This window comes from Enorma sp., assembly GCF_982429025.1.
On sequence record NZ_CEWCAA010000027.1, the window covers coordinates 13,239 to 28,981 of the forward strand.

15 protein-coding genes are annotated in these 15,743 nt (G+C 61.5%); 5 read left to right on the forward strand and 10 right to left on the reverse strand.

Annotation, left to right across the window (positions count from 1 at the left end; translation table 11 throughout):
- Window positions 1-4: 4 nt before the first annotated feature.
- Complete coding sequence (locus tag AC1VS5_RS05935; protein ID WP_481218025.1) at window positions 5-793, reverse strand: HAD family hydrolase; 789 nt, start codon at window positions 791-793, stop codon at window positions 5-7.
- Between the two features lie 657 nt (window positions 794-1,450).
- Here AC1VS5_RS05935 and rpsA point away from each other — a divergent pair.
- The 4 genes from rpsA (at window position 1,451) to AC1VS5_RS05955 (ending at window position 5,061) form a co-directional block, all read left to right on the forward strand.
- The gene (gene rpsA / locus AC1VS5_RS05940; RefSeq protein ID WP_019128600.1) at window positions 1,451-2,614 is read left to right on the forward strand and encodes a 30S ribosomal protein S1; all 1,164 of its coding nucleotides are present in this window, start codon (window positions 1,451-1,453) and stop codon (window positions 2,612-2,614) included.
- 117 nt (window positions 2,615-2,731) lie between these two features.
- Window positions 2,732-3,430 (forward strand): HAD hydrolase-like protein, encoded by a 699-nt coding sequence (locus tag AC1VS5_RS05945; protein WP_481218026.1) that lies wholly within the window; start codon window positions 2,732-2,734, stop codon window positions 3,428-3,430.
- Window positions 3,431-3,480: 50 nt separating this feature from the next.
- Entirely contained in the window at window positions 3,481-4,899 is a 1,419-nt protein-coding gene (locus AC1VS5_RS05950) for a Sapep family Mn(2+)-dependent dipeptidase (protein ID WP_481218027.1), read from the forward strand.
- Window positions 4,900-4,911: 12 nt separating this feature from the next.
- Complete coding sequence (locus AC1VS5_RS05955) at window positions 4,912-5,061, forward strand: hypothetical protein (protein ID WP_162607388.1); 150 nt, start codon at window positions 4,912-4,914, stop codon at window positions 5,059-5,061.
- 67 nt (window positions 5,062-5,128) lie between these two features.
- Here AC1VS5_RS05955 and AC1VS5_RS05960 read toward each other — a convergent pair whose 3' ends face one another.
- Window positions 5,129-7,012: an ABC-F family ATP-binding cassette domain-containing protein gene (locus AC1VS5_RS05960; RefSeq protein WP_481218028.1), complete on the reverse strand. Its 1,884-nt coding sequence runs from the start codon at window positions 7,010-7,012 to the stop codon at window positions 5,129-5,131.
- Between the two features lie 209 nt (window positions 7,013-7,221).
- Here AC1VS5_RS05960 and AC1VS5_RS05965 point away from each other — a divergent pair, with 209 nt between their 5' ends.
- Entirely contained in the window at window positions 7,222-7,992 is a 771-nt protein-coding gene (locus tag AC1VS5_RS05965; RefSeq protein WP_481218029.1) for a Cof-type HAD-IIB family hydrolase, read from the forward strand.
- A gap of 164 nt (window positions 7,993-8,156) precedes the next feature.
- Here the strand turns inward: AC1VS5_RS05965 and AC1VS5_RS05970 are convergent, their stop codons facing one another.
- The 8 genes from AC1VS5_RS05970 to AC1VS5_RS06005 all read right to left on the reverse strand — a co-directional run.
- Window positions 8,157-8,783: a DedA family protein gene (locus AC1VS5_RS05970; protein WP_087186103.1), complete on the reverse strand. Its 627-nt coding sequence runs from the start codon at window positions 8,781-8,783 to the stop codon at window positions 8,157-8,159.
- A 165-nt stretch (window positions 8,784-8,948) separates the two neighbouring features.
- A complete protein-coding gene (locus AC1VS5_RS05975) occupies window positions 8,949-9,953 on the reverse strand; it encodes an acyltransferase family protein (protein WP_481218030.1) in 1,005 nt (334 codons plus the stop codon).
- A gap of 54 nt (window positions 9,954-10,007) precedes the next feature.
- Entirely contained in the window at window positions 10,008-11,906 is a 1,899-nt protein-coding gene (locus AC1VS5_RS05980) for a heavy metal translocating P-type ATPase (RefSeq protein WP_481218031.1), read from the reverse strand.
- A gap of 56 nt (window positions 11,907-11,962) precedes the next feature.
- Window positions 11,963-12,181 (reverse strand): cation transporter, encoded by a 219-nt coding sequence (locus AC1VS5_RS05985; protein ID WP_019128591.1) that lies wholly within the window; start codon window positions 12,179-12,181, stop codon window positions 11,963-11,965.
- A 54-nt stretch (window positions 12,182-12,235) separates the two neighbouring features.
- Window positions 12,236-12,571, reverse strand: a complete 336-nt coding sequence (locus AC1VS5_RS05990; protein WP_022349516.1) for an ArsR/SmtB family transcription factor — start codon at window positions 12,569-12,571, stop codon at window positions 12,236-12,238.
- A gap of 533 nt (window positions 12,572-13,104) precedes the next feature.
- Window positions 13,105-13,590, reverse strand: a complete 486-nt coding sequence (locus tag AC1VS5_RS05995) for a SixA phosphatase family protein (RefSeq protein ID WP_481218032.1) — start codon at window positions 13,588-13,590, stop codon at window positions 13,105-13,107.
- Window positions 13,591-13,644: 54 nt separating this feature from the next.
- Window positions 13,645-14,388, reverse strand: a complete 744-nt coding sequence (locus tag AC1VS5_RS06000; RefSeq protein WP_481218033.1) for an acyl-[acyl-carrier-protein] thioesterase — start codon at window positions 14,386-14,388, stop codon at window positions 13,645-13,647.
- A 113-nt stretch (window positions 14,389-14,501) separates the two neighbouring features.
- On the reverse strand, window positions 14,502-15,743 hold a 1,242-nt coding region (locus AC1VS5_RS06005), incomplete at its 5' end, for an immunoglobulin-like domain-containing protein (RefSeq protein ID WP_481218034.1).

The following is a 15,743-nucleotide window of genomic DNA, read 5'->3' on the forward strand; positions in this document are numbered from 1 at the left end:
GCGATTATGCGCGGCCGCGCGTCACATCCTGCACGATATCGGAGAGCTCTCGCTCCTGGCGCTCGTAAAATCGCTCTTCAATCTCGTTAAAGCTGGAGGCGAAGTCTGCCATGGAGCCCGACCATGTGGCGCGCACCGGCCTGCCTGTTCCCACGTAGGCGGTTTGGATTCCGCAGTCCGGGGTGGGGAAGTCGCGCTTAGGGTCGTTGCCAACCATGAGCACCTCATCGGGCTTGAGACCGAGCGATTCGATGGACTCGAGGTAATAGCGCGGGCTGGGTTTCACGCGCGTGCTGTTTTCCATGGTCGTGACGAGCTCGAACGGCATGTCGAGCATGTCTCCCCAGCCCATGCGGCACTCGATGCAGGTACGGCTGAAGCTCGGGTTGGTGAGGAGCGCCACGCGGAGCCCTCGGCCCGTGACCTCCTCGATAGCCGCGCACGCTCCTTCCCGGGGGCGTGCGGCGATGATGGCGTCGTTGCGCTTTGGCAGGACCTCTCGTTCGTAGCATTCGAATGCATCGGCGATCACGGGGTCATCGATGGGCACGCCGCACCGCTGTCTGAGGGTGTCTACGAAAAACGCATAGTTGGTGCGATCGTCGTCCTCGTCTCGTACGTTCGCGTTGAGGTCGTAGAGCGACCCGCCGAGGGCCGCAAGCGCGGAAAACGGGTTCTTGCGTCCGATATCGCCGAGGAGCCGCGCCTCATCGCGCACGTAGACGGCGAGAAATGCGCTCAGGTTGATGCTGAGCAGCGTGTCGTCCATGTCGAAGACCACCGCTTTGAGCACCAGGCACCTCCTTTTCCCTCGTCGAATCGTCGCCTTTTCCAGAACCTGGCATGTCGGGTAGTTCCTATGAGCTCTATTATCCCCACATGATGCCCATTTGTGCCCACGATGATTCTTACGGTTCTGTCATGCGGATTATTGGCATGAGCGTTTGTTTGCGTTCTCGGGCGAGATTCGGACGTTCACCGCGTTCCCGGGCGACTTCTGGACACTCAGGCCCTTCTACGCGTCCAAATCTCGCCCGAGAACTTTCTGATTGTCCAAAAGTCGCCCGACAACGCTGCAAATGTCCAAAAGTCGCCCGAGCGCTCCGCCGGTGTCCAGAAGTCGCCCGGCAACGCCGCGCGTGTCCGAATCTCGCCCGAGAACGCCCCGCCATCGAACACCGAGCCCGAACGCGGGCGCCGCTTACCGTTCCGTTCGGACCGCTTGCGGAGCGGCTTTGGCAAAACGAGAGAAGGCGTGAAAAAATCCGTGCTCAACCTTGAAAAGCAGAGCGTTTCAACGTAACCTATTACTTCGTGAATGCATACGCTTCACATCCGTATCTGTTGGCCCCCGAGTGTTTTCCAGAGGGTGTGCGTAGGCGCGGTTTCGCCCTGTGCCCATCCGCAGGTCCTTGCAATCGGGGCCCCGTTGTTCGAAAGGGGTCCACCTTTGAGTGAGATTCAGAACACGTCCATCTTCTCGCTAGACGACATGAATGATGAGGAGATGAACAATCTCGTCGACGGTACCATTACCGACTTCGACGAGGGCGATCTCGTGAGCGGCACCGTGACGAAGATCGACAAGGACGAGGTCCTGGTCGACATCGGCTTCAAGTCCGAGGGCGTCATTCCGGTCCGCGAGCTGTCCATCCGCAAGGACGCTAACCCCGCAGACATCGTTTCGGTGGGCGATTCCATCGAGGCTCTTGTTATGACCAAGGAGGGCACGGACGGCCGTCTCGTGCTGTCCAAGAAGCGTGCTGAGTACGAGCGCGCTTGGAGCCGCATCGAGGAGAAGTTCCAGTCCGGCGAGAACGTCGAGGGCGAGGTCATCGAGGTCGTCAAGGGCGGCCTTATCCTCGACATCGGCCTGCGCGGCTTCCTGCCCGCCTCGCTCGTGGATCTTCGCCGCGTGAAGGACCTCCACAGCTACATGGGCACCTCCATCGAGGCTCGCGTCATCGAGATGGATCGCAACCGCAACAACGTCGTGCTTTCCCGCCGCGTGGTGCTCGAGGAGTCCCGCAAGGCCGAGCGCACCGAGATTCTCTCCAAGCTCAAGCCCGGCATGCGCCTCAAGGGTACCGTTTCCTCCATCGTGGACTTCGGTGCTTTCGTGGACCTCGGCGGTATCGACGGCCTGGTTCACATCTCCGAGCTCTCTTGGAACCATGTCAACCATCCCTCCGAGGTCGTCAAGGTCGGCCAGGAGATCGAGGTCGAGGTGCTCGACGTGGATCTCAACCGCGAGCGCATCTCGCTGGGTCTCAAGCAGACCACCGAGGATCCGTGGCGCGCGCTCGTCAAGAAGTACCCCACGGGTGCTGTGGTCGAGGGCACCGTCACCAAGCTCGTTCCCTTCGGCGCGTTCGTCGACCTGGGCGATGGCATCGAGGGCCTCGTGCACATCTCCGAGATGGCGCACAAGCACGTTGACCAGCCCAGCCAGGTGACCCACGTGGGCGCCAAGGTTCAGGTCAAGGTCATGGACATCGACCTTGAGCGTCGCCGCATCTCCCTCTCCATGAAGTCCGCTGCCGAGACCCTCGGCACGGAGATCGAGGTTGCTCCGCTCGAGAAGCCGGAGGAGAAGGCCGAGGACGCCGAGTAGCAGGCACCTCGCGTTCTTTCGCGCATCGAAGCGCCCCAGTGCATTGCGCTGGGGCGCTTTTCTTTTATCTTCTTCAGGTATGATGGTTGGCGTTGCACGCAACGTAAACGGAGGCGTATGGAAGCGGTATATGAGCGTGGCGCGTTCGAGCGCCCAGCTGTGCTTTTCGATTTCGATGGGACGATTGCAGATACCGGGCACGCGGTGCTTTCTATCTCCCGGCGAGCGCTTGCTGCCCGGGGGTACGACCTCGAAGCGGTGGGCGATCTGCGACAGCTCATAGGCCCGCCTCTCGTTGATGGCTTCATGCTCGTCACGGGCGGTTCGCGTGATGAGGCGCTTGAGCTTGTCGATGTCTATCGCGGGCTCTTCAACGAGTACGTTACCCCAGACGACTATCCGCCGTTTCCGGGCATCCCCGAGCTGCTTCGCGCCCTATCAGATCGCGGCACCAAGATTGCGGTTGCGACGTCGCGCCTCGATGAGACCGCCCGCCAGATGATCGCCGCGCTCGATCTTCCGCCGTTCGACATCATTGCCGGTCGCCTTGAGCCGGGCCGCGCTACAAAAGCGGATTGCATCAGGGCCTGTCTCGACGGGCTGGGTATGGGCCCTTCAGACGCCGTGATGGTGGGTGATAGGCACCATGACGTATTGGGCGCTCACGAAGTGGGGCTTCCATGCATCGGCGTTTGGCGCGACGAACCTGCCCGCGCTGAACTTGCTGGGTCTGGAGCCGATGGTCTTTGTCGCGACGCTACCGAGCTCGGTTGGCTTCTGGGCGTGGACGGTGGTTTCATGGAGCGATTCGCCTGATTCCTGCATAAGCTCAAGGTGCCGGTTGTGCCGGCAGAGAGGAGTAAACAGTGGACAAGACGCTTGAAGAACGAGTAGACGTCTATATCGATACGGTCTGGGACCAGGTGCTTGCCGACATCGCCGAATTGGTGGGCTGCCCGTCGGTTGCGGATACTTCGCTGGCGGAGCCCGCGGCGCCTTTCGGTCCCGACGTTCGCCGTGCGCTTGATTGCGCTCTGGGTATCGCGCGAAAGTTGGGGTACGACACCGCCGACGACGAGGGCTATCTGGGATGGGGCGATATCGCGGGGGAGTGCCCCGAGCAGGTCGCCACCATCGCGCACGTTGATGTCGTCCCTGCTGGTCCTGGCTGGTCGACCGATCCCTTCGCCATGGAGCGCCGCGAGGGCTGGTTGCTTGGCCGCGGGGTGATCGACGACAAGGGGCCGGCGGTGCTATCGCTCTATGCGGGCGCGTTCTTCCTGCATGAGGGCATCACCCCTCGCTACAGCTTCCGTGCGCTTCTAGGATGCGACGAGGAGGCGGGCATGTCGGATGTGAAGCACTACCTTGCGGGACACGAGAGCCCTGCCTTCCTTTTCACGCCCGATGCCTCATTCCCGGTCTGCAATGCCGAGAAGGGCTGCTTCGGCGGTTCCTTTGTGAGCGGACCGATTGCGGATGGCGTCATCCGCTCGTGGAGCGGTGCCGAGGCAACCAACGCTGTCCCCAGTGAGTCCGTGCTTGTCGTGGGCATCGATGCCTCCGCATTGCCCGCGCCCCGCATGAATGCGGACCGTCTGACCATCGAATCGACGGCGCCCGGCGAGGCCCGCATCCTCGCCCGGGGTATCGGAGGACACGCCTCGCTCCCTGAGGGAACGCTCAACGCCATCGGCTTGATCGTCTCCTATCTTGGGGAGATTCGCGAGCTGCTCGCCCCTGCAGAGCGCGACTACCTTGCGCTGCTCGAGCTGGTGCACGCCGATACGACCGGCGAGGCGGTGGGAATTGCCTGTTCAAGCACTGCGTTCGGTGCACTCACCTTGAACGCTGGGACGATTGCGGTCCGGCCGGATGGCCGCATCGAGCAGACGATCGATATTCGTTTTCCGGATGCGACGACGACCGGTGCCATGGAGGCGACGCTAACCCAGCTCGCATCGCGTTTCGGCGCATCGTTCGTGCTTGGGCGTTCTAAGGATCCCTTCTCCGTCGATGCCGGGCACCCTGCGGTTCAGGCGCTGCTCGATGTGTATCGCGAGGTAACGGGAAGGGAGGCCGAGCCCTTCTCGATGGGCGGCGGCACCTATGCCCGCAATTTCGCCCGAGCCGTCTCCTTCGGCCCAGAGGACGAAGAGCTGGAGCTGCCAGCCTGGGCCGGATCGATGCATGGACCGAATGAGGCTGCAAGTGAGGAGGCGCTCAAAGAGGCGCTTAAGATCTATATTCTGGCGCTCGTACGGCTTATGGGCTTAGAGCTTTAGCATAAGGGCGGCATGATGGAGCAGATTATCTATATAGCGGTCATTGCTGCCGCCATGGTGTTCGGTTGGCTTCTCAGCCAGCGCCGGCAAGCATCGCGTAAGGGCGACGAGCGTGCGGTGGCGCGTCGCACGCGCAAGCCGCGCCCGCGGAAGCGCTCGTAGCCGGCCTGGATCGCTTTGGGTTCGCGTCGTTTCGCGGGGCCTAGGTGCGACCCCGCGAAACGCGCGCTTAGCTTTCGAGCTGTTCAGACACCTCGAGCCATGCGGTCTCGAGGTCATCAATAGCGGCGCGGGCTTCATCGATTTTGCGCTGCTGTGTTTCGAGCGCGAGGTAGTCGGTCGGGTCGACGGCGGCCATCTGGGCTTCGAGCTCGTCGATGCGCTTGCGCTGGGTGTCCATGCGGCGCTCGAGCGAAGCGGCTTCCTTGCGCAGGCGCTGGCGCTCGGCGTTGGAGAGGCCGGTCGAGGCAGTTCCGTCAGGTTTCGCGTCGGACTTGCCGGCGCCAGTGCGGGCAAACGTAGGCGATCCCCCTTGGCCACCGCTCAATCCCGCGCTGCTTGCGAGGCGCAGGTACTCGTCCACGCCGCCCGGGACATGCCGTAGGTGCCCGTCGATGAGGGCGAACTGCTGGTCCGTTACGCGCTCCATGAGGTAGCGGTCATGTGTGACGAGAATGAGGGTGCCGGGCCAGCCGTCGAGCAGATCCTCTACGATGGCGAGCATGTCGGTATCGAGGTCGTTGCCGGGCTCGTCGAGGATGAGCACGTTGGGCTCTTTGAGGAGCGTGAGCATGAGCTGTAGCCTGCGCCGCTGCCCACCGGACAGGTCGCCGATGCGGCTCCAGAGTTGCTCCTGGGTGACCCCGAGCCGTTCCAAGAGCTTTTCAGGGCTCGTCTCTTTGCCGTCGATGATATAGCTGCGCTTATAGCGGCTCAGCACTTCGCGAATGGTGTCGTTGAGGAGGGGCTGAAGCTCGTCGAGCTGTTGTGAGAGCACGCCGAAGCGCACGGTCTGCCCGATCTTCACCCGTCCAGACAACGGCTTGAGCTTGCCCTGAATGATGTCGATCAGTGTCGATTTCCCGGCTCCGTTTTCGCCGAGCAGGCCAAAGCGGTCGCCCGCTCCAATAAGCCAGGTAACATTCTCGAGCACGGGTTTGCCTGCCCGCTCGTTCGGCACCTCTTGACGGTGCTCGCTGCCATTTCGCTCCTTCAGGGGGTCGGGATAGCCCGCAGTCACATCGAGCACATCGATAACCTGCTTGCCGAGCCGCGCCACAGCGAGGCGCTTGAGCTCAAGTTCGTTTCGCAAGGGCGGCACATCGGCAATGAGCTCGCGCGCTGCCTCGACGCGGAATTTCGGTTTGGTGCTTCGCGCTTGCGCTCCGCGGCTCAGCCACGCGAGCTCCTTGCGGGCCATGTTGCGCCGGCGTTCTTCCTCTACCTGGGCTCGACGGTCCCGTTCAACGCGCTGAAGGATATAGGCGGAGTAGCCTCCCTCGAACGGGTCGACCGATCCATCGTGGACTTCCCACATCGAGGTGCAGACCTCATCGAGGAACCATCGGTCGTGCGTGACCATGAGCAGCGCGCCCGCACCCGCCTGCCAGCGGGTTTTCAGATGGTGGGCGAGCCAGTTGATGGTGCGCATATCGAGATGGTTGGTGGGCTCATCGAGCATGAGGACGTCGTAGGTGCCGATGAGCAGGCGCGCAAGATCGACGCGCCGGCGCTGGCCGCCCGAGAGCGTGCCGACCGCACCCTCCCACGGGACGTCGGGAATAAGCCCGGAAAGGATTTCTCGCACGCGCGGCGAAGAGGCCCACTCGTACTCGGGTGCGCTCCCCACCACCGCGTGGCGCACGGTATCGGAGTCATCGAGGCTGTCGCGCTGGCCAAGAAGCCCTACGGAAAGGTTCCGCCGGTGGGTTACACGCCCATCGTCGGGTTCAAGTATTCCGGCAAGCAAATTGATGAGTGTCGACTTGCCATCGCCGTTGCGGCCAACGATGCCGACGCGATCGCCCTCGTTAACACCGAGGGTGACGTTTGTAAAGACGCGTTTTGTGGGAAAGTCCAAAGATATGCTGTCGCAGCCCAGAAGGATTGCCATGTCATGCCTTTCGAAAGCGCTGGAGAGGAGGCCCAGACAATCACCGATTCAATGGCGCGCTGGGCTGATCGCGTGTGGTGTATCCGACTGCCTATCCTAGCAGACTGGCGTGGAGGTCGTAGGGTCGAGAGTGGGGTGCCGCGCGCCCGCTCGGCGCCGTTTGGATACAATAGGTGCGTTTGCGCAGTCGGACGCACGGGGGAGCAGGCATGATTAAAGCCGCCTTTTTCGATATCGATGGTACGCTGCTGAGCTTCAAGACGCATGCCATGCCAGAGTCTACGAAGCACGCGCTTCGCGCCCTGCGCGAGCGCGGCATCAAGACGGTCATCTCGACAGGCCGCTCGATGCTCGAGCTCGTTGACGAGTTAAAGAACGGGTTCGATGCCTACATCACGCTCAACGGCCAGCTCTGCCTCGATGAGACGGGTGCGTATCGCGATGTGCCGGTTGACGCCGAGGATGCCCGAACCATTGTGGAGCATGCGTACCGGGAGCATCGCTACGATATCTTGGTGCAGCAACCCGAGGCAAGTTTCGTGAGCCGCCTGAGCGATCGTGTGCGCACGGTTGGCGATAAGGTGGGCATTCAGTACCACGAGGAAAGCTACGAGAAAGCGCTCTCGGCACCGATCTACCAGTTCTGCGTTTTCGTCGACCCGGGCGAGGAGCACGTGTTTCTCGATTACACCCACAACGTGAAGGCGACACGTTGGACCGAGCTGTTTTGCGACGTGGTGCCGCGAGAGGGCGGTAAGGCGTATGGCGTTGCCGCCACGCTGGAACGATTTGGCCTTGAGCCCGAGGAAGCGGTCGCCTTTGGAGATGGGGAGAACGACCTCTCCATGTTCGAGGTGGTGGGGATGAGCGTGGCTATGGGCAACGCTTGGGATTCCGTGAAGGAGCGGGCAACGTTCGTAACCAATGATGTTGACGACGATGGCATCTATCATGCCTGCCGCCGTTTAGGCCTTCTGTGACGTGTCTCATATGCTAGCGGGTGCGTATGGGGATCGACGGGGCGCGCTCATGCTGCGGGGCCGTAAGGCTGCGTCGAGTCGGATTGCTAAAAACCGGGCGCTAGGGCTAGACTATCAAGCCCGGACAATAGTAATGCCCCCGCACCCTATAAGTGCTCGAGCCGCTAGTCCTTCTTTAGATTTGGAATGATGCGCTTTACGATCCACCAAATCGCAACGACGATCACGATGGCGATAATGATGTATTTCACAACGTCGGATACCCACTCGGCCTGAGCGGTCACGGTTTCCCAGGCGCTTCCCGCCGCCGCGCCGAGCGAGCAGAGCACCGTGTTCCAAACGGCCGATCCGAATAGCGTGTACAAGGCGAACTTGACCATATTCATGCGCGCCACGCCTGCGGGAATGGAGATAAGGCTGCGAACGATGGGCACGAAGCGGCAGATGAGCACCGAGATCTGGCCGCGTCGGTCGAACCAGTCAATGGCCTTGGCAATATCGTCGCCCTTGAAGCCCAAAAGACGCATGGGCTTCGTCTCGAAAAACCGCATGAGGCGATCGCGGTTCAGCACATAGCCGATGCCGTAGAGAATGTAAGCGCCGAGCACCGACCCGGCGGTCGCAGCGATGATGACGCCGGGCAGAACCATGTCGGTCGTAGTGGTGAAGAAGCCTCCGAGCGGCAAGATGAGCTCGCTCGGAATGGGCGGGAAAATATTCTCAATAAAGATAAGTGCGCCCACGGCGAAGTAACCGAACTGGTCGATGAAATTGAAGAACAGCTCTTCCATTGATATCCCTTCATAGGGGCAGCCCCGATCGGGCTTCCCAATTGCCTGGAAAAGTGTAGCCCATGCATGGCAATGGGGCGGATATTACACGGTACCTCCGGAAGCCAGGTGCGCTGAAGCATAGACCGAGCAGCCTCGTACGACGGCGTTTCGCACGGTGCCTGATCAGGCGGTGTGGCCTTCTGCCGAGCGCTTGGGGATCCAGCGCATGCGCATGAGCGCATCGAATGGCGGGGTGAGCGCCGGGATCGAGCAGAGGATCGTGATGCCTCCGCTCAGAGCGAGGATGATGGCTGATCCGATGAGCGGGTCGAGCAGAATGGGCAGGTGGTAAAAGGGCGTTTGGAAGGTAAGCCAGGCGCGGATGAGGCGATGGAGCACATAGACCTGCAGCGTGCGGGTGCCCAGAACGGTGAGCTTGCTCGAGGCCTTCGGTACGAGCTTAAGGGTGGCAAGCGAGAACAGCACGGCAATGGCGGTTGCCGTGAGCCGCGCCGCCATGCCGGAAACGATGCCGCTTCGATACGGGTTGTCTCCATAGACCATCTGGAAGAACCAGTCGTAGGCGTGAGCGTCTGCGATGCGCAGCAGCGCGACGCAGGCTGCCGCCACGACTGCTGCCCAGAGCTCTCGGCGATATGAGAGGTGCTCGAGCTGCTCGGTTGTGCAGTAGTATCCAAGGCTGAAGAAGGGGAGGAAGGCGAGCGAGCGGCTGATGGCGAGGAAGCCGTTCGAAAGATCGATGCAGCCCGAGGCGAGCGATGCACAGAGGCTCACCGCAAGCCCGGCGGGCGCTGGCAGGCGGGAGAGCATGGGTGTCGCCGCGTACCACCACGCCATGCCGATGAGGTACCACGGTGCGGAGGTGAAGAGCAGCATGCGTTGCGGCGTGAGCATGCCGCTGATGGCGAGGTATGCCGCCTGGTATGCAAGGCCGAGCACAAGGAAGGAGATCATGCGGTTCACATTGAGGTACCCCTCGCGATAGGCTCCCTTGGCGAAAAGGCCCGACACGAACACGAAGAGCGGCATATGGAAGAGGTATATCACGTCGAATGCCGCGCTGAGTGCAAGGTTATCGTTGTGAACGGGATGCATGAAGTGGCCTGCGACCACAAGGATGATGAGCACGCCCTTGATGTTATCGAATAACGCGATGCGTTTTGCCAAGGTTTCCCCTCCTCGTACAACGCCGCGCGGGCGGCATCCGCGCGGCGCGCACGATTATACCCGCATGGCGCGCATGGCGTTCAGGATGGCGATGATCGCCACGCCCACATCGCCGAATACGGCAAGCCACATGTTGGCGATGCCGAGCGCCGCAAGCACGAGAATGGCAATCTTGATGCCGAGCGCAAAGATGATGTTCTGCCAGACGATGCGCATCGTTCGGCGGGCGACGTTCATGGCGCGGGCAATGTTCGAGGGCTTGTCGTCCATGAGCACGACATCGGCCGCTTCGATGGCCGCGTCCGACCCCATAGCGCCCATCGCGATGCCCACGTCTGCGCGCATGAGCACGGGGGCATCGTTGATGCCGTCGCCCACGAACGCGAGCTTTGCGCCGTCGCGCTCGAGCGAGAGCAAGCGCTCGACCTCGTCCACCTTGTCCTGCGGCAGCAGCTGTGCGTGCACCTCGTCGAGTCCGAGTTCGGCTCCAACCTCCTCGGCAACATCGCGTCGGTCGCCGGTAAGCATGACGCACGATTTCACGCCAGCGGCATGGAGGTCGCGGATGGTCTGTTCGGCATCGTCTTTTACCGTGTCGGCGATCACGATGTTGCCAACATAGCGGCCGTCGATGGCGACGTACAGAATCGTCCCGATCTGCCTGCTTTCCTGCCAGGCGATTCCGTGTTCGGACATGAGCTTATCGTTGCCAACGAGCACGCCTTTCCCGTCGACCATGGCAAAGACGCCGTGGCCGGACTCTTCGCGCACGTCGCGCACGCGGTCTTGGTCGATGCCGGTGGCGAGCGCTTCCTTGATGGAAACGGCGATGGGGTGGTCGCTGAACGCTTCCGCGTGAGCGGCGGCATCCAGAAGGCTTGCCTCGTCTATGCCTTCTTCCGGGCAAACGGCAACGACCTTGAATGTGCCGGAGGTGAGCGTGCCGGTCTTATCGAAGACCACGGTGTCAACGTTCGAAAGCAGCTCGAGATAGTTGGATCCCTTCACAAGGATGCCGAGTCTCGAGGCCCCGCCGATTCCGCCGAAGAAGCTGAGCGGCACCGAGATGACGAGTGCGCAGGGGCAGGACACGACGAGGAAGGTGAGGCCGCGAAGCAGCCAGTCGCTCCAGTGCCCCATGCCAAGCAGCGGCGGGATGATGGCGAGGGCGAGCGCCGCGAAAACGACGATAGGGGTGTATACGCGGGCGAACCGGGTGATGAAGTTCTCGGTCTTCGCCTTCTTCTCGCTCGCGTTCTCCACAAGTTCGAGGATGCGATGCACAGTGGATTCGCCGAACGGCTTTGTGGTGCGGACGCGCAGCGGTCCCGTCATGTTGATGCACCCGGATATCACGTTGTCGCCCACTTCGACATGCCGAGGGACGCTTTCGCCGGTGAGGGCGGCGGTGTCGAGCTGGCTTGCGCCCTCTGCCACGACGCCGTCAAGCGGCACGCGCTCGCCCGGCTTGACCACGATGATGCCGCCGACGGGGACATCGTTCGGATCGACCTCGACGAGCTCGCCGTCGCGCTCGATGTTGGCGTAGTCGGGGGCGATGTCCATCATGCTGGCGATGGACTTGCGGCTCTTGCCCACCGCATAGCTTTGGAACAGTTCTCCTACTTGGTAGAACAGCATGACGGCGCAGCCCTCGGCAAGCTGCGGCTCGGTCTCGGGGAAGCAGATAGTGGCAAAAGCGCCGATGGTGGCGACGGTCATGAGGAACGCCTCGTCGAAGGCTTCGCCGCGCCGAATGTTGCGCCATGCCTTGCGCAGCACGTCATGGCCGGCGATAAGGTAGGGGATGAGGTAGAGCGCAAATTCCCCGTAGGTGGCGTAGCTGCCGAAGAGCGCGTTCCATAGGCCGAGCTTCTCGGCGAGCATTATGGCGAAGAAGAGCGCGATGGCGACGAGGATGCGGTTGCGCCACCTCCGTTGCTTCTTGTTCACAGTACGTTGCTCCTTCCTGGACACGGGCCCTGAAACGTGAGGCCGCAGGGATGCTGCTAGCGCAGGATCTCGCAATCCGGTTCAAGGTCTGCGGTGAGCTTAACCACGCGGTCGAGCACGTTGTCGAAGATGTTGTCTGGCGCGGAAAGCGTGAGCTTCTGGGTCATGAAGTTGACGCTCGCGCTCTCCACGCCTTCGAGCCCGTTGATGGCATCTTCGAGTTTCCGCGCGCAATTCGCGCAGTCGATCTCGTCGAGCTTGAATGATTTACGCATGGTTGTCCCTTTCTTTCGGCCGGGCGCCCCGGCGCGGTTCCCAGCTGTTGAAACTTACTCGCAGATGTGGCTCATGCCCTGGTTGAGCATGGTGTAGACGTGGTCGTCGGCGAGGGAGTAGTTGATGTTGCGCCCGTCGCGCCTGAACTTCACGAGGCGCGACTGCTTGAGGATGCGCAGCTGGTGCGATACGGCGCTTTGCGAGGTCTCGGTGGCCTCCGCGATGTCGGAGACGCTGAGCTCGCGGCCCATGAGGGCGTAGAGAATCTTGATGCGCGTCGTGTCGCTGAAGATTTTGAAAAGGTCGGCGAGGTCATAGAGGAGCTCTTCATCGGGCATTTCTTCCGGAGTCTCGTTGGCTGCGCCTTGCTCCTGGAGTTCTTCTGTCATAGTCTCATCTCTTCTCATATGAACATTCATTCAGATATTAGCTAGCTATGATTATATGAACGCATGCTCATATGTCAAGAAAATTATGGTAAGAATCGCGATTTCTTTTTGCTCTGCAAGCGGAGCCTTTTTGCGCTGCAGGCAGATCCTTTTAGCGCCACGGACAAAACCTCTTTGCGCTGCAGACAGTGCTCCGCGCGCTGGGGCGCGTGCAGGCAGAACCCCGGGCGATAGGGCGCGTGCAGGCAGAACCCCGGCGGTTCGAGCGCATGCAAACAAAACTTGCGTCAAAGGATCGAATTATATGAAGCAAGGCGAGTAGACCAAGAATGCGCAAGTCATATACCTGCGAAAACGTCAGCGAAGAGTTGGGGGATAGGAGCATGGCGGTCCAAAATCCGATCCTTTGAGGAAAGTTTTGATGTTCCCCGACATCGGTGAGGCGCGCTAGCAGAAAGTACGCTCGTGGCAAGACGAAATGGCTGCGAAAAAAGCGACGGCGTCGTGGGCGCGACGAGATCGAGGCGCAGTGCTTACGCTACTGGTCCCTGCACGAACCAGATGACCTCAGATTGGCATGGGTCAAGCGAATGGTCTAGGCGCAGCGCCGCCGCGGCGCCGGGTCGGAACGAGAGACGCGAGCCGGTAAGGTATTCCGTTACGCGGTCGACGAAGGGGATGTGCCCCACCACGATCAGGCAATCGGCATCGGTTTGACGCACATGCTCGATGAATCGCTGCTCATCCTGGTCGAAAAGGTAGCTATATGAGGTGATGGTGCGTTCTCCCAATACTGCCGCAACCTCTTGGGCCGTCTGCTGGGCGCGTAGCGCCTCGCTTGCCCAAAGCGCAGCTTCGCGACGTTCATCGCTGCTCAGCAATGCGAAAGTACGCGGGAATCCCTGCGGACCGGCAAGTGCGGCGCGCCCGGCGTCGGTCAGCGACCGCTCAATATCCGGCACTGCTGCCGAGGACGGCTCGGCCTGACCATGTCTCACAAGAACCAACGTCTTAACCATGCATGCCTCCTCGTAAGCGGGCTGCGCCCGCGATCTGGGGCAGCGGTGCAGCCGTTATGCCGCTGATGTGAACTCTACCACGGCATACGGCTCGCCGTCACTGCCGTTGAGTGCAACGACGAATCGTCCGTCTTCCTGCCCGACCATCGGGTAGATTGTGTCATCGAGGACAGCGGCGCGCCGGTAGTCTACGCGAATGCTCGCGGGGTCGAGCTCGCGAGGGAGCACTTCGAGTGCCATCTGCACGTACTGCCCGTTGTTGACGTGTTCGTTGGTGTCGATCTGGTGCAGGCGCACCGTGAGCGGCTCGCAGGGAGTGGACGCGGCGGGCACCCGCACGCGGCGCTCCTCGTCGGGCATCTCGAGCGGTTCCGCCGTTCCGTATGCCTTGACGAGCTCCGGATCGGGGCGCATAAGGCGGCCTTTCCTAAAATCCATGAACGCCCAGGTCGAACGGGCGCGCGCGATGAGCTCGCCCTGCGCGTCGCGCATATAGAAGAATCGTGTGGCCGCAACACCCTTGAAGGAGCTCGGGAAGGTGCCGACAACGACGTGCTCGCAGAGGCCGGGGTAGCGGTCGATAACGATTTGCCAGTGCGTGAGCACCCAGCCCTGACGCTCTTCGTGGAGTTTCCCGATGTTCATGCCGATTTCGGCCGACTGGAAGGTGCTGCAATCCTGAAAGCAGTTGATGAGCGCGGGGATCGTGAGCATGCCGCGGTGATCGACCTCGCTATAGCGGATGCGGGTGTTAAGCTCGTACACCGGAACCCCGCCTCGCGGCGCCTGATACGTCATGAATGCTCCTCATGCATGATCTCGATGGAACCGTGCCGGGCGGCTGCGCCCGCGTTGTAATCCATGAGCATAGCACGTGCGGCACGCGAACGAAATCGGGTACGCCGTGCGCGCTAGCTGATTTGTGACACAAACCCGTCGAGCGAGGTTCCGCCGTTCATGCGTACGCGCGGCAGCGCGCGAACGTCGTCGCCAATGTGGGCCCAGCTGTTTTTAGTGGTGAAAGCGCAGAGGATACCGGCTTCTTCGACCGCGGCGCGGCCATCGTCGGTCACATCGCCGAAGGGGTACGCGAACGCCTCGGTGGTGCCGAGAATCTGCTGTGCGTGCTCCAGATCCTCGACGATCTCGTCTTCGTTAAGCGCGCTGATGAGACCGCCGTGCCCCACGGTGCCGCCAGGCTGGTGCAGCCCGAAGGAGTGCGACTGGAACGAGATGTAGGGGTTCTGGTACGTTACCACGACGTCACCCGCGTCGCTGTTGTTGCAGATGATGAACGATGTCACCGGAATGTGGTACTTCTCGAAGAGCGGGCCTCCGAGCGTGAAAACGCCGTTTTGCCCATCGTCGAAGGTGAGGACGATGCTTTTGGCCGGCAAGCTGTGGCTGCCCTCGATGAACGCCTTGAGCTCCGGGTAGGAGGGGAAGTAATAATCGTTTTCGGAGAGGTAGGCGAGCTGCGCATCGAGGTCGGTGTCGAGAATATAGTTGGCGTTGAGGTCTTCGGGAGGGTTGTCTGCGCTGTAGACATAGTGGTACATGACGATGGGGATGCCGTCCTGCTGGGTCTCCATGTCGTCTACCACATGTACCGTGCGCGTTGCTTCGGCGACGTGGCCGGAGGAATCTTTGACGCGATAGGTGACGGTGTAGTCTCCCGCTTGGGACGTGTCGACATCGCCCGAGATCTCGATCTTGTCATTCAGAATGCCGTCTGTGGGCTCTGCTGCGTGGGCACCGGCCTCAAGATACTCCTCGCCGGTGAGCACATAGGTGTCTTCGTCGCCATTGAGCCCGATTACGATGTCGCCGGGATCAGCAACGGCTTCTTGTATGGTAGACGGTTCGGTGCCGCCTTGTGCTTGAGAGGCATCGCTCGAGAAGATGCCGGCGACCACCGCACCTATGTTCCACAGGGCAAAGGCGAGCACGGCGAGAACGCAGGCTCCTGCGATGATGGGTGCAATGCCGCGCGCGCTTCTCCTCCGTGCGGCCGCCGTCCTGCGTCCGGGCTGCCGCCTGTACCCGGGCTGCTGCCTGTAGCCGGGACGCTGGCCGCTTTCGGGCTGTTGCCTCCTATGCCCAGGCTGCTGCAGCGAAGGAACCTGCTGGTTCCTCGCTGCAGCAGCCTGGGC